At 72.5% G+C, this 18,496-nt stretch carries 15 protein-coding genes; 10 read left to right on the top strand and 5 right to left on the bottom strand.

The window, feature by feature from the left end; all coding sequences use genetic code 11:
• Nucleotides 1–426 precede the first annotated feature (426 nt).
• Nucleotides 427–1,752 carry an NAD(P)/FAD-dependent oxidoreductase gene (locus ACWDAK_RS19305; protein WP_427393680.1) on the top strand — a complete coding sequence of 442 codons (1,326 nt, stop codon included), beginning with the start codon at nucleotides 427–429 and terminating at the stop codon, nucleotides 1,750–1,752.
• Nucleotides 1,753–1,871: 119 nt separating this feature from the next.
• Here the strand turns inward: ACWDAK_RS19305 and ACWDAK_RS19300 are convergent, their stop codons facing one another.
• A complete protein-coding gene (locus ACWDAK_RS19300; protein WP_427393679.1) occupies nucleotides 1,872–3,638 on the bottom strand; it encodes a regulator in 1,767 nt (588 codons plus the stop codon).
• Nucleotides 3,639–3,939: 301 nt separating this feature from the next.
• Between ACWDAK_RS19300 and ACWDAK_RS19295 the strand changes: the two genes are divergently transcribed.
• From ACWDAK_RS19295 to ACWDAK_RS19270, 6 genes are all read left to right on the top strand, one after another.
• On the top strand, nucleotides 3,940–4,701 hold the full coding sequence (locus ACWDAK_RS19295; protein ID WP_427393678.1) for a 3-hydroxybutyrate dehydrogenase: 762 nt from the start codon (nucleotides 3,940–3,942) through the stop codon (nucleotides 4,699–4,701).
• Nucleotides 4,702–4,926: 225 nt separating this feature from the next.
• Nucleotides 4,927–6,822: a helix-turn-helix domain-containing protein gene (locus ACWDAK_RS19290; RefSeq protein ID WP_427393677.1), complete on the top strand. Its 1,896-nt coding sequence runs from the start codon at nucleotides 4,927–4,929 to the stop codon at nucleotides 6,820–6,822.
• A gap of 138 nt (nucleotides 6,823–6,960) precedes the next feature.
• Nucleotides 6,961–7,731, top strand: a complete 771-nt coding sequence (lipB, locus tag ACWDAK_RS19285; protein WP_425557510.1) for a lipoyl(octanoyl) transferase LipB — start codon at nucleotides 6,961–6,963, stop codon at nucleotides 7,729–7,731.
• A 166-nt stretch (nucleotides 7,732–7,897) separates the two neighbouring features.
• On the top strand, nucleotides 7,898–8,851 hold the full coding sequence (lipA, locus tag ACWDAK_RS19280) for a lipoyl synthase (RefSeq protein WP_344634165.1): 954 nt from the start codon (nucleotides 7,898–7,900) through the stop codon (nucleotides 8,849–8,851).
• A 201-nt stretch (nucleotides 8,852–9,052) separates the two neighbouring features.
• Entirely contained in the window at nucleotides 9,053–9,271 is a 219-nt protein-coding gene (locus tag ACWDAK_RS19275) for a hypothetical protein (RefSeq protein WP_344634166.1), read from the top strand.
• Nucleotides 9,272–9,430: 159 nt separating this feature from the next.
• Nucleotides 9,431–10,129, top strand: a complete 699-nt coding sequence (locus tag ACWDAK_RS19270; protein WP_344634167.1) for a DUF4191 domain-containing protein — start codon at nucleotides 9,431–9,433, stop codon at nucleotides 10,127–10,129.
• A gap of 132 nt (nucleotides 10,130–10,261) precedes the next feature.
• Here the strand turns inward: ACWDAK_RS19270 and ACWDAK_RS19265 are convergent, their stop codons facing one another.
• Complete coding sequence (locus ACWDAK_RS19265; protein ID WP_344634168.1) at nucleotides 10,262–10,729, bottom strand: RDD family protein; 468 nt, start codon at nucleotides 10,727–10,729, stop codon at nucleotides 10,262–10,264.
• Between the two features lie 268 nt (nucleotides 10,730–10,997).
• Between ACWDAK_RS19265 and glnA the strand changes: the two genes are divergently transcribed.
• The gene (gene glnA / locus ACWDAK_RS19260; RefSeq protein ID WP_344634169.1) at nucleotides 10,998–12,410 is read left to right on the top strand and encodes a type I glutamate--ammonia ligase; all 1,413 of its coding nucleotides are present in this window, start codon (nucleotides 10,998–11,000) and stop codon (nucleotides 12,408–12,410) included.
• A gap of 442 nt (nucleotides 12,411–12,852) precedes the next feature.
• Here the strand turns inward: glnA and ACWDAK_RS19255 are convergent, their stop codons facing one another.
• Nucleotides 12,853–13,557 carry a TetR/AcrR family transcriptional regulator C-terminal domain-containing protein gene (locus ACWDAK_RS19255; protein WP_344634170.1) on the bottom strand — a complete coding sequence of 235 codons (705 nt, stop codon included), beginning with the start codon at nucleotides 13,555–13,557 and terminating at the stop codon, nucleotides 12,853–12,855.
• Nucleotides 13,558–13,612: 55 nt separating this feature from the next.
• On the opposite strand from ACWDAK_RS19255, the gene ACWDAK_RS19250 reads away from it, so the two are divergent.
• Both ACWDAK_RS19250 and ACWDAK_RS19245 read left to right on the top strand, forming a co-directional pair.
• Nucleotides 13,613–15,475 (top strand): FAD-dependent monooxygenase, encoded by a 1,863-nt coding sequence (locus ACWDAK_RS19250; protein WP_427393676.1) that lies wholly within the window; start codon nucleotides 13,613–13,615, stop codon nucleotides 15,473–15,475.
• A 160-nt stretch (nucleotides 15,476–15,635) separates the two neighbouring features.
• On the top strand, nucleotides 15,636–16,190 hold the full coding sequence (locus ACWDAK_RS19245; RefSeq protein ID WP_427393675.1) for a Uma2 family endonuclease: 555 nt from the start codon (nucleotides 15,636–15,638) through the stop codon (nucleotides 16,188–16,190).
• A 441-nt stretch (nucleotides 16,191–16,631) separates the two neighbouring features.
• Here ACWDAK_RS19245 and ACWDAK_RS19240 read toward each other — a convergent pair whose 3' ends face one another.
• Together ACWDAK_RS19240 and ACWDAK_RS19235 are read right to left on the bottom strand one after the other, a co-directional pair.
• Complete coding sequence (locus ACWDAK_RS19240; protein WP_344634173.1) at nucleotides 16,632–16,817, bottom strand: DUF6011 domain-containing protein; 186 nt, start codon at nucleotides 16,815–16,817, stop codon at nucleotides 16,632–16,634.
• 400 nt (nucleotides 16,818–17,217) lie between these two features.
• Entirely contained in the window at nucleotides 17,218–18,435 is a 1,218-nt protein-coding gene (locus tag ACWDAK_RS19235) for a cytochrome P450 (RefSeq protein ID WP_427393674.1), read from the bottom strand.
• Nucleotides 18,436–18,496: the final 61 nt, after the last annotated feature.

Genomic DNA, 18,496 nt, shown 5'->3' with positions numbered 1-18,496 from the left:
CGCGCCCCGGTATTGCACCTTGCCGTAGGCGGGTGCCAACGGTGCGGCGGACCTGACGTGCGGCACCCCAGGGTGCCTGGGGTGCCGCACACCGGCCGTACCGCACCGGGATGTCCGGGGAACGTCCAGGGTGCGTACGGACCAGGGCGGGTGGGGCGGATGGAGGGGGCGCACGGTGGCATCCGGGCGGCGCGCCGTACGCCCCTGGTGACCGTACGCGCCCGCCGAGCCGGGGAATGCGCCGTTCCGGCGCACAGTCCGTGACCGCACCCCGCACCATGCCGCCGATGCCCGCGGAGGCCCCCGATTCGAACGAACTTCTCTGCCTGATCGCCGCACTGACGGGGCATCACATCGTCGGACCGTGCCCCGGCAGCCTGTTGTCCGCGTCGGCCGGTTCCCCAGGGATCAGGGAGGAGCACACTCGTGCCCGCACATGACTTCACCCGCCGCACCCGCCGGCAGTCCGACCCGGACGTCGTTGTGGTGGGCGCCGGGCTCGCGGGCCTGGCCGCCGCTCAGGCGCTCACCAGCCGAGGCGTGACCGTCCAGGTACTGGAGGCGACCGAGCGGATCGGCGGCCGGACGGCCGGCCGCGAACTCGACGGCTTCCGCTTGGACAACGGCGGTCACCTGCTGAACACCGACTTCCCCGAGCCACGCCGCAGGCTCGACCTGGACCGGCTGGAGCTGCGTCCGCTCGCCCCCGGTGTCCTGGTGCACAGCGGGATCCGCCGCTACCGCGTGGGTGATCCGCAGCAGACCGCCGCCCGGCAGGCCGCCACCCGCGGCCCACTGGGCAGCCCGCTGGACAAGGCCAGGCTCGGCGCCTCCCTCACCCGGCTCGCCGCCACCCCCGTCCAGCGGCTGCTGACCCGGCCGGAGACCACCATCGCCCGTGCGCTGGCCGAGCGGGGCCTGGCCCCCCGCACCGTGGACGGCTTCCTGCGCCCGCTGCTCGGCGCCCTGCTCAGCGACCCCACGCTCGGCACCAGCAGCCGGGTCGCCGACGTGGTGCTGCGCTCCTACGCGCGCGGACGGCTCTGCCTGCCCGCCGCCGGCATCGGCGCGGTCCCGGCACAGCTGGCCGAACGACTTCCCGCCGGGACGATCCGGCTCGGCGTCCGGGTCACCGCGATCGCCGCCGACGGCGTCGACACCGCCGGGCACGGACGTATCGCCGCCCGCGCGGTGCTGCTGGCCACCGACGCCCAGTCGGCGGCCACGCTGCTCCCCGGCCTGCGGGTGCCGGACCACCACCCGGTGACCACCTACTACCACGCCGCGGACCGCTCACCGCTGGGCGAGGCCGTCCTGCTCCTCGACGCCGACCGGCCCGGCGGCCAGGCCGTGCTCTCCCACTCGCTGGTGCTGAGCGAGGTGGACCCCTCGTACGCACCGCCCGGACAGGCGCTGATCGCCACCACCGTGCTCGGACGCCGCAGCTTCGAGCCGGGCGGTCCCGCCGGGTACGAGCCGCTGGTCCGGCGCCGGCTGGCCGAGCTGTACGGCACGTCCACCTCGGGCTGGGAGTTCCTGAGCGTGCGCCACATCCCGGACGCCGTGCCGGCGATGCCGCCGCCGCACAACTTCCGGCGCCCGGTGCGCCTGCTGGCCGGGCTGTACGCCTGCGGCGACCACCGGGACACCAGCACCGTGCAGGGCGCGCTGGTCTCCGGACGGCGGGCGGCGCAGGCCGTGCTGCGTGATCTCCGGGTACCGGTGACCGCGCGGGCGGCGGAGGCGGCGTAGCCGGCTCGCTCCGGGCGGCCCGGGCACGGCAGGCCGGCGTCGCGGGACCAGCCGCGGCACCGGCCTGCCATGCCCACCGCGGGTCCCGCGCCGATCTGGCCCGACACCGGGGCCCGCGCTCAGATGACCCCGGTCTGGCGGGCGGCCTCCTCGAAGGAGCGGGCGGCCTGACTGCCCCGGTAGGGGGCCAGGCGGCGGTGGAAGTCGCGGAGGTACTCGACGGTGCGGGCCGAGCGCATCTCCCCCGCCGCGCGCAGGGAGTCGGCGGCGATGCCGCAGGCATCGTCCACGTCGCCCATGCCGAGGCGGGCGGTGGCGAGCACCATCCGGCAGAAGATCCGGCTGCGGGCGAAGGCGGGGGCCCGCAGCCGCAGGGACTTCTCGGCGTGCTGGGCGGCCGGGCGCCACTGCTGGAGGTCCCGGTAGCAGTGGGCGAACTCGTCGGCCAGCTGGGCCTCGTCGAAGTGGCGGGCCCAGGTGGGCAGGTCGTCGCCGGTCCGGGCGGTGCCCAGGGCCCGTTCGCAGCGGACCATGGCGGTGGTGCACGAGCGTACGTCGCCGACCAGGGCGTGGCCGCGCGCCTCGGCGGCGTGCATCAGGGCCTGCACGGTCGGCGGTGCGGCGCTGCCGGCGCCCTGCTGGGCCACTCTGGCGAGCTGGATGGCCTCCCGGCCGTGGCCCAGGTGGACGGCCTGCTGGCTCATGGTGGTGAGGACGTGGCCGCCGAGCGACCGGTCCCCCGCCGCCTGGGATAGGCGCAGCGCCTGGACGAAGTACCGCTGGGCGAGGCCGTGCGCGGCGATGTCGAAGGACGTCCAGCCGGCCAGTCTGGTGAGGTCGGCGACCGCGCCGAACAGGGCCCGACCGATCTGCTCGCCGTACCGGCCGCGCAGCATCGGTTCGGCCTCGCTCTCCAGGTACCGGACCAGCGCCTGCCGGGCGTGACCGCCGCCGTACGCCTGGTCCAGGGCGCGGAAGAGGTCGCCGACGGCGCGGATGGCAGCGATGTCGCCCCGGCCGACCCGCAGCGGCGGGCGCTGCTCGCGTACGGCGGGCTCGCCCGGCTCGGTGCCGGCGGCCCGGGCCGGACCGCCGGGGCCGCGGCTCTGGGACGGCACCCGGACCATCGGCGCCTGGACCAGCAGCTGGGCCGGGATGGCCGCCTGGGCCGGGGCGGCCGGGGTGCCGGGCCGGGCGCCGGGGACCGCCGGGCGGTTGTCCGTGCCTGGTGCGGAGCCGTCGCGGGCGACCCGCTCGTCGGTGCGGCCGATCAGCCAGTCCCGGCTGGGGACGACCAGGCCGGCCGGAGTGAAGGCGATCCGGCGCAGCTCGGACTGCGGGCCGTTGTCCTTGCGCCACATGCTGGCGACGATGTCCACGGCCTCCTGCGGGGTCTCGGCGAACTCGAGTCCGGCGTAGACGGGGGCGCAGGCGTCCAGGCCGATGTCCTGGGCGGAGAAGCGGCGGCCGAGACGCCGGGTGAAGACCTCGGCGATCAGCGCGGGGGTGGCGCCGCGGGGCTGCTGGCCGCGCAGCCAGCGGGTCACGGAGGTCTTGTCGTAGCGCAGGTCCAGGCCGTGCTCCAGGCCCAGCTGGTCGACCCGGCGGGCGAGACCGGCGTGCGAGAACCCGGCCTCCTCGATCAGGGCGGCGAGCCGCGGGTTCTGGGTCCGGTCGGCACCGTGGGCGGCGCCGTGCACGGGCTGGACGTGTACGGCCTGGGTGTCCGTCGGCTGCGGGTCCGCCGCCTGGGCGGCCCCGGCGGACCGCAGGGCATCGGTCTGACCGTGGTCGTCGGCGTGCGGGGGTGTCCCGGCCGGCGCGTGGTGCGGGTCGAGCTGTCCGTACGTGTTCGTCGGGCGGTCGGTTGCGGGCGTTTGGGGCATGTCGGTCTCAACACCTCTCTAGCGCCGCACCAGTACCCCGGTACCCGGGGCGGCGCCCCCTGTCGGGAGTCGGCGTGAATGTAGCGGGCATTTTGCCGCTATGGGCGGATCTGGGCGGCCAATCCTCCGAACGGGTGACTCAGTGGCGCCCATTGTGAGGAAGGTGGGGCTGAACGTGTTTGGGTGCATGTGTGACTCTGCCCGTTTCCGTTCCATAGCGGTCGGCACCACTCGTATGCGGAGTGTTGTGGGGGTCCGTCACATAGGAGTGGGCGGCCGTGCGTTCCTACCGTTCTCGGCCATGGACACCACTTCCCCCCGCCCGCTCGACGGCCGTACGGCACTGGTCACCGGCGCCGCCTCGGGCATCGGCCGGGCCTGCGCGGAGGCCTTCGCCGCAGCCGGCGCCCGGGTCTACGTCGTCGACGTGGCGGCCGCCGCGGCCCAGGAACTCGCCTACCGGACGGGCGGATCGGCCTTCGTCACCGACCTCGCCGACCCCTCGGCCGTGGACGCGCTGCCGGACGACGCGGACATCGTGGTCAACAACGCCGGCCTGCAGCACGTCGCGCCCGTACACGAGTTCCCACCGGAGCGGTTCGCCCTGATCCAGCGGATCATGGTGGAGGCACCGTTCCGGATCCTGCGCCGCACCCTGCCGCGGATGTACGCGCGCGGGTGGGGCCGGGTCGTCAACATCTCCTCCGTGCACGGTCTGCGGGCCAGCGCCTTCAAGTCCGCGTACGTGACCGCCAAGCACGGCCTGGAGGGGCTGAGCAAGACGGTCGCCCTGGAGGGAGCTCCGTACGGCGTGACCAGCAACTGCATCAGTCCCGCGTACGTGCGAACTCCCCTGGTGCAGCGGCAGATCGCCGACCAGGCCCGGGTGCACGGCATCCGGGAGGAGGAGGTGGTGGAGCGGATCATGCTCGCCCGCACCGCCGTCAAGCGCCTGATCGAGCCGGCGGAGGTGGCCCGGATCGCCCTGTGGCTGTGCTCCCCCGACAGCGCGTACATCACCGGCGCGAGCCTGCCCGTGGACGGCGGCTGGACCGCTCACTGACGACTGCGCACCGATGACCGCACGCCGACAAGCGAACCGGCCACGCGCCGATTCGGCCGGCAGCAGGCCGATTCGGACCGGCCTGGCAGAGCGGCCCGGGCGGGCCCCGAACGGCCGGACGGCGGCGCGCGGTCGGCCGGGCGCGCTCTCGTGCTCCCCGGCACGAGGCCGGGAAAGCCCTGGGCGTTCCCCGTCCGGGCCGGACCTGGCACGATGGCGCGCACCATGGACGACCCTCACACCAGTTCCGCCCCGGCGCTGCGCAGGCTGCTCGCCCTGCTCGCGTCCGGCGCCGCCGCGGAGGAGCTCGCCGAGGTCCCGGCCGAGGCCCGGCGGCAGGGCGCCGCAGCCGCCGTGCTGGCCGAGATCGACGAGGCCGCCTGGCAGGCCGTGAGCGTGCACCGGACCCTTCGTCAGCACCGGCGCCGGGAGGCGGAGCTGACCGCGCTCTTCGACACCGCCGGCGACCTCTCCGCCTCGCGGGACCTGGACACCGTCCTGCAGGCGATCGTCCGCCGGGCCAGGATGCTGCTCGGCACCGACACCGCGTACCTCACCCTCCCCGACCCCGTGGCCGGGGACACGTACATGCGGGTCACGGACGGTTCGGTCTCGGAGCTCTTCCAGACCCTGCGTCTGAGCCTCGGGGACGGTCTGGGCGGACTGGTCGCGCAGACCGCCCGCCCCTACGCGACCGACGACTACCGCACCGACGAGCGCTTCCGCCACACCGACCGGATCGACGCCGGGGTCCTTGACGAGGGACTGGTGGCGATCATCGGGGTGCCGCTGCTGCTCGGCGGCCGGGTGATCGGGGTGCTGTTCGCCGCCGACCGCACCCCGCGCTCCTTCTCCCCCGACGAGGTCGCACTGCTGTGCTCGCTCGCCGCGCACGCCGCCATCGCCCTGGACAGCGCGAAGTCGCTGTCCGACACCCGGGCCGCGCTGGCCGAGCTGAACGCCGCCAACGCCGTCATCCGGGCGCACTCCGCCGCCGTCCAGCGCGCCGAACAGGCCCACGACCGGCTCACCGACCTGGTGCTGCGCGGCGCCGAGGTACCCGACGTGGCCGCCGAGGTCGCCGCCCTGCTCGGCGGCGAGGTCACCGTACGGGACGCCGAGGGCGGCCGGCTGGCCGGCCGCGGCCGGGACGGCAGGGGACTGGCCCGGGCGCTCGCCGCCTCCCGCACCGACGGGCGCGCCGTCCGGCACGGGGAGAGCTGGGTCTGCGCGGTGCTGGCCGGACAGGAGCCGCTCGGCAGCCTGCTGCTGCAGGGCCGGCCGGACCTGGACCACGCGGACCGCCGCCTGTTCGAGCGCGCCGCCGTGGTCACCGCGCTGCTCCTGCTGCTGCGCCGCTCGGTCGCCGAGACCGAGAACCGGGTCCGCGGCGAACTCCTCACCGATCTGCTCACCGCTCCGGACCGCGACCCCGCCCGGCTCACCGCTCGCGGCCGCCGTCTTGGCGTCGACCTCGGCCGGCCGCACCTGGTACTGGTCGCCGAAGCCGCACCCGAGGACCGGAGCCGGCTGGCCCGGGCCGCCGTCCGCCACCTGTTCGGGACCAGGGGCATCAGCGCCGAGCACGGCGAGGCGGTGGCCCTGCTGCTCCCCGACGACGGATCGCACTCTCCCGGGCAGCGGGCGGCCCAGGCCGCCGAACGGCTGGCCGGGCTGCTGGGCTCCCCGGTCACGGTCGGCGCCGGACGGGTCGCGACCGGTCCAGTCGCGCTGGCCGCCTCCTACTCGGAAGGGGTGCGGTGCGTACGCGCGCTGCGGGTGCTCGGACGGGCCGGCCACGGCGCCGCCGCCGCCGAACTGGGGTTCCTCGGAGTCCTGCTCGGTGACGGCCACCGGGTGGAGGGTTTCGTGGCGAGCACGCTCGGGCCGCTGCTGGAGTACGACGCCCGGCGCGGCACCGAGCTGGTCCGCACCCTGCGCGCCTACTTCGCCTGCGGCGGCAGCCTGACCAGGGCCAAGGACGACCTGCACGTCCATGTGAACACCGTGGTGCAGCGGCTGGACCGGATCGGGGCGCTGCTCGGGCGCGACTGGGACCAGCCCGAACGCGCGCTGGAGCTCCAGCTCGCACTGCGCCTGCGGCTCCTCGCGGAGAGCTGAGCAAAGGCCCGCCGCCCCTGGAGAGTGGTCCGTCCGCCCCGAGCAGCCGGGCTTCACCCGGTCAGGCGTACGCTTGCCGAGTTGGTCTCGAACGCCTGGCAAGGAGCAGCGGTGAGCGAGAACGTGCGGTTCGTGCGGATGGGCACCGGCGAGGGCTTGGTGCCGTACGAGGAAGCGTGGGCCGAGCAGCAGCGCCTGCATGCGCTGCGGGTGGCGGACGAGATCCCGGACACCGTGCTGCTGCTCGAGCATCAACCGGTGTACACCGCAGGCAAGCGCACCGACCCGGCGGACCGCCCGCTGGACGGTACCCCGGTGGTCGAGGTCAACCGCGGGGGCGAGATCACCTGGCACGGTCCGGGCCAGCTGATCGGCTACCCCATCGTCAAGCTGCCGGATCCGATCGACGTGGTCGCGTACGTGCGCCGGCTGGAGGAGGCGCTGATCCGCTCGTGCGCCGACTTCGGTGTCGAGAGCACCCGGGTCGAGGGCCGCAGCGGGGTGTGGGTGCTGGGCGAGGCGATCGCGGACGCGGTGGTGGACCCCGCGAAGGTGGTGGAGATCGGCAAGCTGACGCTGCGGATGGGTCTGCCGCTGGGTATCGACCCCCGGCTGGCCGGGCCCGAGTACGCGCCCTCCAACGCCGGTCAGCGCGGCGACGACCGCAAGCTGGCGGCGATCGGGGTGCGGGTCGCGCGCGGTGTGACGATGCACGGCTTCGCGCTCAACTGCAACCCTGACATGACCTGGTTCGACCGGATCGTGCCGTGCGGGATCCGGGACGCCGGAGTGGCCTCGATCGCCTCGGAGCTGGGTCGGGACTTCGGGGTCGGCGACGCGCTGCCGGTGGTCGAGGAGCATCTGCGGGCGGTCTTCGCGGAACTGCCGGAGCCCGCGCTCGTCCGCTGATTCCGGCCCTTCCCCGCCGTTCCTCCTGGCCCGTTCCCGGCCTCCACACTGGGAATGGGCCAGGCCCGTGTGCTGTTGCCCTGCGAATGCGGGGCACCGGCCCGACACAAGCCCCACAAGCACAGGCGTACCCTGGTGGTACCCCGTCTAGTTCTAGGAGTCGCACGTGTCCGCTGTCGCACCCGACGGCAGGAAGCTCCTTCGCCTGGAGGTCCGCAACAGCGAGACCCCGATCGAGCGGAAGCCTGAGTGGATCAAGACCCGGGCGAAGATGGGCCCGGAGTACAACGCCCTCCATTCGCTGGTGAAGAAGGAGGGTCTGCACACGGTCTGCCAGGAGGCCGGCTGCCCGAACATCTTCGAGTGCTGGGAGGACCGCGAGGCCACCTTCCTCATCGGCGGTGACCAGTGCACCCGCCGCTGCGACTTCTGCCAGATCGACACCGGCAAGCCCGCCGAGTTCGACCGGGACGAACCGCGCCGGGTAGCCGAGTCCATCCTGACCATGGACCTCAACTACGCCACCATCACCGGCGTCGCCCGTGACGACCTGGAGGACGGCGGCGCCTGGCTGTACGCCGAGACGGTGCGCCAGGTGCACGCGATGACGGCCGACCGAGCGGGCGGCCGGACCGGCGTCGAGCTGCTGGTCCCGGACTTCAACGCGGTGCCCGAGCAGCTGGCCGAGGTCTTCTCGTCCCGTCCCGAGGTGCTGGCGCACAACGTCGAGACGGTGCCGCGGATCTTCAAGCGGATCCGCCCCGCCTTCCGCTACGAGCGCTCGCTGGACGTCATCACCCAGGCCCGTGCGGCCGGTCTGGTGACCAAGTCCAACCTGATCCTGGGCATGGGCGAGACCCGCGAGGAGGTCAGCCAGGCGCTGGAGGACCTGGTGAACGCCGGCTGCGAGCTGATCACCATCACCCAGTACCTGCGCCCGTCGCTGCGCCACCACCCCGTGGAGCGCTGGGTGAAGCCGCAGGAGTTCGTGGAGCTGCAGGAGGAGGCCGAGGAGCTCGGCTTCGCCGGTGTCATGTCGGGCCCGCTGGTGCGCTCCTCGTACCGGGCCGGCCGGCTGTACCGCCAGGCGCTGGAGCGCCGCGAGCAGGCGGCCGTCTGACCCGCGCCGATCACGCCGGACACTGCGGCGGGGTGGGCGACACGCTCACCCCGCCGCGGCGTCCGCGACGCCACCGCGGCCGCACTCTGCTTTCATCTGACAGTGACAGTCAGCTCACCGGACGGTAACACCGGCGGGTCAGGATGGGACCGCCCAGCTCCGTACCGCCCAATCCGTATCTCGACGAGGGAAGTGCTCGGCATGCAGGTACGCATCGGAAAGCTCGCCCGGGTCCGCGAGGTCCGTTCGGTCGGCGGCGCGCTGCGCCTCGCCGAGAGCGTGCTGCTCGCGGGCGGACGGCAGCAGGCCCGGTTGAACGCCTGGACGGCCGTCTGTGAGAACCGCCGGAACGCGGCGGACCGGGAGAGCGGTGCGGCGCTGCTGAGCGACTCCACCGAGGAGCGCCGCCGAGGGGCCTGAGCGGGTGGGGCCGGTCGGCCCGGACGCCGCTGAATGCCTGCGGATGCCGTCGTGTGCCGCCGAATGCCCGCATGCGCTGCGGAATACCCGGGTCGTGCCGGAATGCGCTGATGCGGGTGGGGGGCGCCCCTTGGATATCCCCGGGCCCCGCCACGTACCATGAGCGTTATGGCGACGGAAACATCCGGGAACCCTGGGCGACTCAAGCAGATCCGCCTGGCGTACCAAATGACCAAGAAGGTCGACACCAAGATCGGCCTGATCATCGCAGGCGTCGGCCTGATCACCTTCGGCGTGTTCCTCGCCATCGGCTTTGCGATCGACCACCCCATCTACCTGGGCATCCTCGGCTTCATCGTGGCCTTCCTGGCGATGGCGATCGTCTTCGGTCGGCGCGCCGAGCGGGCGGCGTTCGGGCAGATGGAGGGCCAGCCGGGCGCGGTGGCGGCCGTGCTGAACAACATCCGGCGGGGCTGGAGCACCAACCCGACCCCGGTCGCCGTCACCCGCAACCAGGACGCGGTCTACCGCGCGGTGGGCCGGCCCGGTATCGCGCTGATCGGTGAGGGCAACCCGAACCGGGTCCGCCCGCTGCTGGCCGCCGAGAAGCGGAAGATGGCCAAGGTCGTCGGCGACATCCCGGTGCACGACATCATGGTCGGCGACGGCGACGGCGAGATCCCGCTCAAGAAGCTGCAGATCCACCTGATGCGGATGCCGAACGCGATCACCCCGGCGCAGGTCACCGAGACCAACGACCGCCTGCGCGCGCTGGGCGACCTGCTCTCCAAGGCGCCGATCCCCAAGGGCCCGATGCCGAAGGGCGCCCGGATGCCCAAGGGCGGCCAGGTCCGCTGACCACCGCTCCCCCGGACACACCACGGCCCCGCCGCGAACTCCTCGCGGCGGGGCCGTTCGACTTCCCGAGGGGGTTTCGCCGAAGGGCGGCCTCCTCGAGGGGCGGCCTCGAAAGACGGCGTCCCCGGAAGGTCAGATCCGGACCTCGACCGTGCCGACCGCCTTGTCGTGCAGTCCCCGGGTGTCGCGGTCCCAGACCACCGCCGGCACCACCAGGCAGAGCAGCAGGGTGCGCAGCAGGACCTGGGGGACGGTCGCGCGGCTGCCGTCGAGCCGGACAACCCGCAGGCCGAACAGCCGCTTGCCGACCGTCGTCCCCGCGGTGGCCAGCAGCAGCACGCTGACGAGGTAGAACAGCGGGGTGGTCCACAGATTGGCGACCGTCTGGTCACCGCGGGCGATCAGCCCGTAGGCGACCAGGCTGCAGAGCCAGCCGTCGACGAACAGCGCGCCGATCCGGCGGCCCGGGCCCGCGATCGATCCGGGGCCCTCCTTGGGCCGGCCGAGCCGCTCACCGCGGTACCCGAAGTCGGCGCCCATCTTCTCAGCGGCGGCCTTCGGGCCGTCGATCCACGATCCCAACGCTTCTCTGGTGTCCACGAATCCACACTATCCGGGCAGTACGGCCGATCTTCGGCCCCCTCCCCCGCTGGCAACCCGTGTGGGTGAATCGCATACCGCCGATCCGACTGAGTGGTCCAGACCACTCGCCGCACACGGCCTGGAGCGGAGAAGCGTTTTGCCCGGAACCGTACGACTTTGCCGCCCGCGACGCGCGGGTGGTTAACATTCAGGAAACGGTGGGGTCACCAGTCGGAAACGACCCCTCCCTATGGTGAGCCACCAAATCGCACGCTGAGGAGGATGGATGTTCAACAACGCCGCCGAAGTGAAGCAGTACATCACGGACAACGACATCAAGTTCATCGACGTCCGGTTCTGCGACCTGCCGGGTGTCATGCAGCACTTCTCGGTCCCCGCCTCCACCTTCGACCCGGACGAGACGCTGATGTTCGACGGCTCGTCGATCCGCGGCTTCCAGGCCATCCACGAGTCGGACATGGCGCTGGCGCCGGACCTCAGCACGGCCCGTCTGGACCCGTTCCGCACCGACAAGCACCTCAACATCAACTTCTTCATCCAGGACCCGATCACGGGTGAGGCCTACAGCCGCGACCCGCGCAACGTCGCCAAGAAGGCAGAGGCGTACCTCGCCTCCTCCGGCATCGCGGACACCGCCTTCTTCGGGCCGGAGGCGGAGTTCTACGTCTTCGACTCGGTGCGGTTCGAGACCAGCGCGAACGAGTCGTTCTACCACATCGACTCCGAGGCGGGCGCCTGGAACACCGGCTCGGTCGAGGGCGACGTCCGCGGTTACAAGGTCCGCTACAAGGGCGGTTACTTCCCCATCCCGCCGGTCGACCACTTCGCCGACCTGCGCGCGGAGATCTCGCTGGAGCTGGCCGCGTCCGGTATCCAGGTGGAGCGCCAGCACCACGAGGTGGGCACCGCCGGCCAAGCCGAGATCAACTACAAGTTCAACACCCTGCTGCACGCCGCCGACGACCTGATGCTGTTCAAGTACATCGTCAAGAACGTCGCGTGGCGGAACGGCAAGACCGCCACCTTCATGCCCAAGCCGATCTTCGGGGACAACGGCTCCGGCATGCACGTCCACCAATCGCTCTGGCTGGACAACTCCCCGCTCTTCTACGACGAGCAGGGCTACGCCGGCCTCTCCGACACCGCCCGCTACTACATCGGCGGTCTACTGAAGCACGCGCCCTCGCTGCTGGCCTTCACCAACCCCACGGTGAACTCCTACCACCGCCTGGTGCCCGGCTTCGAGGCACCGGTCAACCTGGTGTACTCGCAGCGCAACCGCTCGGCCGCGATCCGCATCCCGATCACCGGCTCCAACGCCAAGGCCAAGCGCATCGAGTTCCGCGCTCCCGACCCCTCCTCCAACCCCTACCTCGCCTTCTCCGCCATGCTGATGGCCGGCCTGGACGGCATCAAGAACAAGATCGAGCCGCTGGAGCCGGTCGACAAGGACCTCTACGAGCTCGCCCCCGAGGAGCACGCCTCGGTCCCCCAGGTCCCCGCCTCGCTCGCCGCCGTCCTCGAAGCCCTGGAGAACGACCACGAGTACCTGCTCGCGGGCAACGTCTTCACCCCCGACCTGATCGAGACCTGGATCGACTTCAAGCGCACCAACGAGATCGCCCCGATCGCGCTGCGTCCGCACCCGCACGAGTTCGAGCTGTACTACGACCTGTAAAGCGGACTCTGACCTGCGGAAACGCAAATCAACACCTCCGCGTTTTCGCAGGTCAGCAAGTCGCTGACCTGCGAAAACGGATTCGGGTTGCACGCGTCAGACTCGCGACGCCGCCGCGATGTGCACCGGGTGTGCACGCGGATCGAACTCGCGGCCGGTCTGCCGCACCCCGCTTCCCGGCGGGCCGCCCCCCTGCGGCGCGCACCAGCCATCGGTCACACTGGGTAGTCATGCTGGCGCGCATTGGCCTCGCCGAAGGCAGATTCCCGACAGCAACGCGTTGATTTGGCAAAATGCGTCGAAATCGAAGGCCGCCATCCCCCCTGGGGTAGCGGCCTTCGATTTCTGGGGGCGCCGTCGAGCCGTGGGAAGAACCAGGAGCCCAGACACGTTCGGATCGCCTCAGATCCCCATAATCGGGTCCGGGTGCTCTCGAAACTGGTCAGCGGCCCACTCGGGCCGCGAGGCCGTCGAGTACGCACTCCAGGCCGAACGCGAACTCCGCGTCGGGGTCGGGTTCTTCGGCCTCGTGGACGCGGCGGGCGAGCATCGGGTGCTCGCCCGCCGCGAGGACGGCGCTGATGTAGGGCCCGAGGCTGCGCTGCCACTGCTCCTCACTCAGGCCGGTGCGTTGCTCGGCGCGCCGAGCGGCCTGCTGGGTGGCCACCGAGCCCAGCACGTACGCGTGCACGGCGCTGAGCGCCTGCGACGCCAGCGTGATGTCGGGCGTGAGCGCGACGGCGGCGCGCAGGGCGGATTCGGCCCGCCGCAACGTGTTGGGGCCGAGCGAGGGCCTGCCCGCCAGTTCGGCCGCCAGCCACGGGTGGCGCAGCAGGGTCGCGCGCTGGGTGTGCGCGACCGCGGCCAGGTCGGTGCGCCAGTCCGGGGTGGGCTCGGGGAGCGGGTCCTCGCCCTGGGCCGCGTCGACCATCAGGTCCACCAACTCGTCGCGGTTGGTGATGTAGCGGTAGAGGGTGGCCGTCCCGGAGCCGAGGTCGCTCGCGACCCGGCGCATCGAGACCGCGGCCAGGCCCTCCGCGTCGGCAACGGCCAGCGCGGCGGCCACGTACTGGTCCACTCCCGGGGCGCGTCGGGCCGGTTCGGGGCGAGGCCTGGTCCACACCGACCAGGGAGCGGGTTCGGTCATCGGGTGCTTCCCTTCCTCGTTGACCGGCATTCTAGCTTCTGGCTACGGTGTAGCCATGACGGAAACGGCGTATCTGGAAGTACCGGTCCTCGTGGTCGGGGGCGGCAGCGTCGGGCTGCTCACTGCGGCGTTGCTCGCCCACCACGGCGTCCCCGCGGTGCTCGTCGAACGCCGCTCGGGGCCGTCCGTCCACCCGCGCGCCACCGGCATCGGGCCCCGGACGGTCGAGATCCTGCGTGAACTCGGGCTGGACACCGCCGTCGACGCTGTCGCTGTCGACCTACGGGGTGCCACGGCCAAGGCGGTGGCGCGGACCGTCGTCGAGATGGGCGCGGGCGACGTCGTGACCGTGCCCATGCCGATCCCGTCCGCCACCGAGCTGGACACGACGCCGTTCAGGCTGCGTGGCGTCTGCGCACAGGACCGCCTTGACGCCGTGGTGGCGGCCGACCTGGCGCGCCGCGGAGCGGATGTGCGCTGGTCGACCCGCCTGATCGGCATCGCGCAGGACGCCGACGGGGTCGACGTCGAACTGGAGGGGCCCGATGGTCGCTACTCGCTGCGCTCCGCGCGCGTGGTGGCCGCGGACGGCACGCACAGCCCCGTGCGGACCGCGCTCGGCGTGGGCACCTCCGGGGCGGGCGACCTGGGCAAGTCGAAGATCAACATCCTGTTCCGCGCCGACCTCCGACCCCACCTGCGGGGGATGTCCTTCGGCACCTGCACGATCACCGCGCCGGAGGCACCCGGCCTGCTGGTGACCGTGGACGGAGCGACCACCTGGGTCTTCCACGTCACCTGCGACGTGGACGGGGGCGAGCACCCCGAGGACTTCACGGACGAACGCTGCGTCGCGGTCGTCCGCGCGGCGGTCGGCGATCCCGACCTCGACGTCGAGGTGCGCAGCGTGCTGCCGTGGCGGCCCCGGAGCGCCCTGGCCGACCGCTTCGCCGTCGGCCGCGTGTTCCTGGTCGGCGACGCCGCCCACACCGTGGCACCCCTGGGTGCGTTCGGCCTCAACACCGGCGTCGCCGACGCCCACAACCTCGCGTGGAAACTGGCCGCCGTCCACCACGGCGAGGCGGGCGCCGGAATGCTCGACACCTACGCGCAGGAGCGCGAGCCGGTCGCCGCGGCGACGCTGGACCAGGCGATGCGCAGACTCGCCGACCCGGCGCTGCACTGGGGGCGTGGACCCGAGGCCGACGCCGCCAGGGCTGCGGCGGGGGTGTGGGCGGCGCCGGTCGTGCACCTCGGCCAGCGGTACGACTCGGCCGCCGTCGTCGACCCACAGCCGGAACTCCTGTCCACGGTCGACCTGGCGGTGGCGCTGGACGGGTCGCCGGGTTCACGGGTGCCCCACGCGTGGGTCGACGGGGTCTCCACGCTCGACCTGGTCGCATCCCGGTGGACCCTGCTGGTGGGCGCCGCGGGCGACCCGTGGCACGCTGCCGCGGCGCACGTCGGCCTACCGGCACACCGGGTCTGTGCACCGTGGCTGTCCGACGACGGAGCCCTGCTCGTGCGACCGGACGCGATCGTCGCGATGCGGGTCACGGCGCCGGTCCCGGATCCGGCGCGGCTCCTCGCCGACGTCCTGGACCAGGTGCTCGCCCGCCCGGTCACGGCAACGAGCACCTGGCCCGGGGTCACTCCGACGGCGGCACCCCCGTCACTGCGGTCCAAGTCACGGTCTGCATCTGAGCGCGGATCAGGTCCGGTCGGCCCCGCGGGCCACTGCCGGGCGCAGCGTGGCGGTGGCGTGGACGGCCCGACGGTCGAGCTTGCCGGAGCCGGTGAGCAGCAGCTCGGGGCGGACTCGCCCCCTCAGCTTGGCGCCCTAACCCCGTGCGATGTCCGCACTGGCACAGCGGGCCCTATGGCGGGTGACGAAGCCGCGGATTCGTTTCAAGGCTGACCGTTCCCCTGAGAATGGGCCTGGTGGTGCCCGCTGATCGCAGGCCGGGATCACGGAAGCCGCAAGCACACGACCCGCCACACGCCGGGGCCGCCCGAGCTGGCTGTTCGGTGAGTGCGCGCAGCTCTGGCGGAGCCACGCAGTGGCGTAGCTTGGGACCATGAGCATCGATGCCGCCACCTTCGCCCGCCTGCGCGAGATCGCGGACGAGCTGTCCCAGCTGCCCATGAAGCCCCGAGTGGAGATCGGCCCGCAGGGCTTGGTCATGATGGTGTCGCCGACTACTCCGCATGGCCTGACGGCCATCTACCTGCGCCGACAGCTGGAGCAACAGGCCCCGGACGCGCTCGTGTTCACGGACACCGACATGCAGGACGCCGAACTGGGCCGGATGCGAGTGCCCGACCTCATGGTCCTTCCCATGGACTTGATCGACTCTCAACCTCAAGACGCCGTCAACCCCCGCGATGTCGAGCTGGTCGTCGAGGTCGTCTCCAGGTCCAATCCGGAGAACGACTACCGCGACAAGATCGCGGACTACTCGGCGATGGGCATCCCGCTCTACCTCATCGTTGATCCCGGCCGCGGCACGGCACAGGTGATGTCCGAGCCGGACGGCACGGGCTACGGCAAGACCCGCACCTACGACTACGGCCAGCCCGTCTCAGTCGGCCGCTGGCTCCTCGCCACCGGCGATCTCCCGCGCTACCGCTGAGCCAAGAGGCGAGCGGGGCCTGATCGGCGTTCGGCATCGGCGACACCTGAACCTGACCCGATCACAGGGCTCCGGAATGTGCACCAGTCGTGCACCGGCCCTCCCCTGGGGCTCTTCCGTCACAGGTCAGAGCCATGCCCGGTCAGTACTACGACCTCCGGGTCAGGCTCCCTGGCCTACTCGGGTCGAACCCGCCCTGTCGTAGGTGCTGACGGACCTTGATCCCGCAACGGACTCGGGACCGCTGTCAAGCGGACGCGAGATGTGCCTGGGCCTCTGCTGTCCAGGGGATCACCTGAGAGAGCATGGGCCTCGGGCGCTAGCGAGGGCGGGAGGTTCCATACCAGGGAGGGGTTCCTGTTCGCCGGATAGGTCGTGGGCACTGGGGTCGATCGCCGACCTGGGTCGCCGTTCCCCAACCGCGCGCAGCGGCCGGCGGGTTCACAGGCCGGGCAGCGGGTCCTGCTCGCCGGGGACGACCTGGACCGACTCCTCCGGGCCGCGGCACTCGCGGCCGAGGCGGAGCATCCGGGACTCCGAGTCGTGGAGCGGGCGGTTGCAGCGGCGGCAGCGCACGGTGCGCTGGAGAAGCGGCTGGATCGGCGGGATGAGGGCGGGATCGGACATGGGCACAGTCTCGCGGAAAACCCGTTCGCCGTGGGCGGTGCGGGCGGGCAGGATCGCGGGATGAGCAAGCAGGCGCGCGTGACTACGGGCGGTCGGTGAGGTCGCCCCGAGGGCCGGAGTCGGGGGCAGCCCTGACGCACGGCGCGGGCCTGGGCCGCAAGAGCCCGCAGGTCATCAGCGGGCAGGGAAGTCTCCGGCCTTCACCCCGGCCACAGGAGCGGCCCGTCGTCCGCCGTGAAGCGGGCTTGCCGACCCATGCGGGCCGCCACTCGCTCGTCCGCCGAGTTCTCATCTGCCTTCTCAGCGGCCCACCTCACGGTACTACCGTCCGTCGATGCTTGGTGGCGGACCGCCACTAGGGAGCGGGGGTGCGCGAACTCGGCTGCGCCGACCGGCTCTTCTACCGGAGCGTCACCGGAAGGGTCTGGAAGCCCCGCAGGACGAGGCGGTCGCGGCGGGTGGCGCCGGGGGCCGGGGCGAGTGCGGGGAAGCGGTCGAGCAGGGCGGGGAGGGCGATGGCGGACTCCAGCCGGGCCAGGCCGGCGCCGAGGCAGAAGTGCGGGCCGCCGCCGAAGCTCAGCGGCTGGCTGTCCCGGCGGGTGGGGTCGAAGCGGGCGGGGTCCGGGTAGCGGAGCGGGTCGCGGTTGGCGGCGCCGATCAGCAGGAACACGCCGCCGTCCCTTGGGATCTCCTCGTCGCCCACCCGCACGCCGTCGGTGGTCGCGACCCGGACGGTGAGCTGGACGGGCGAGTCGTGGCGCAGCACCTCGTCGGTGAGTCCGGACGGTGTGACGGTGCCCGCGCGGACGGCGGCCAGGGTCCCGGGGTGCTCGAAGAGCCGGGCGAGACCGTTGCCGAGCAGGTTGGTGGTGGTCTCGAAGCCCGCGCCGAGCAGCAGGACCAGGTTGGCCAGCAGCTCGTGGCCACAGAGCCGGGACGGGTCCGCGGCGGCGACCTCGACCAGGGCGCTGACCAGGTCCTGCTGCGGGTCGGCCCGGCGCCGGGCGGCGAGGCGGGCGAAGTACTGGGTGAGTTCCTCGGCCGCCTCGTCGGCGGCGGCCAGTTCCGACTCGTCGGCGACCGGTTCCAGCGCGGCCGCGAGGTCGGCGGCGAGCGGGCGGAACCGGGCTCGGTCGGCCTCCGGCACCCCGAGCAGTTCGCAGATCACGCCGACCGGGAGCCGGTAGGCGAAGGCGTCCATGAAGTCGACCGGCGAGCCGTCGGCGCCCTGCTCGGCCATCTCGTCGAGCAGTCGGTGCACTGCGGTCGTGACGGGCTCCGCCAGTGCGGCGGTCCGGCGGGCCGTGAAGACCGAGGCGATCAGCGAGCGCATCCGGTGGTGGTGCGGGGCGTTGGTCTCCAGGATCGAGCGGCTGAGCAGGAGCTGGGACGGGTGCTCGGCGTAGCTCTCCTCCCAGCGCTCCCGCTGTTCGGCGTCCACCACCCCGAGGTCCGGGTTGCGGAGCGCCTGGTGCACCTCGCGGTACCCGACGGCCATCGCCAGTCCCCTGCCACTGGGGACGACCGGCCCGAGCCCGCGGGCGAGCTCGTACAGCGGGTACGGGTCGGCCCGGCCCGCCGGTGACATCAGCTGCTCCATGATCGCCGCGCCGTCCATGAAACGTCCCTCTCGACTGGGCTGCTGGTGGGTCAACTGGACGGTGGGAGTGATGAGTTCC

This window comes from Kitasatospora sp. NPDC001175 (assembly GCF_053598215.1).
This window is presented reverse-complemented; position numbering and strand designations above follow the sequence as displayed.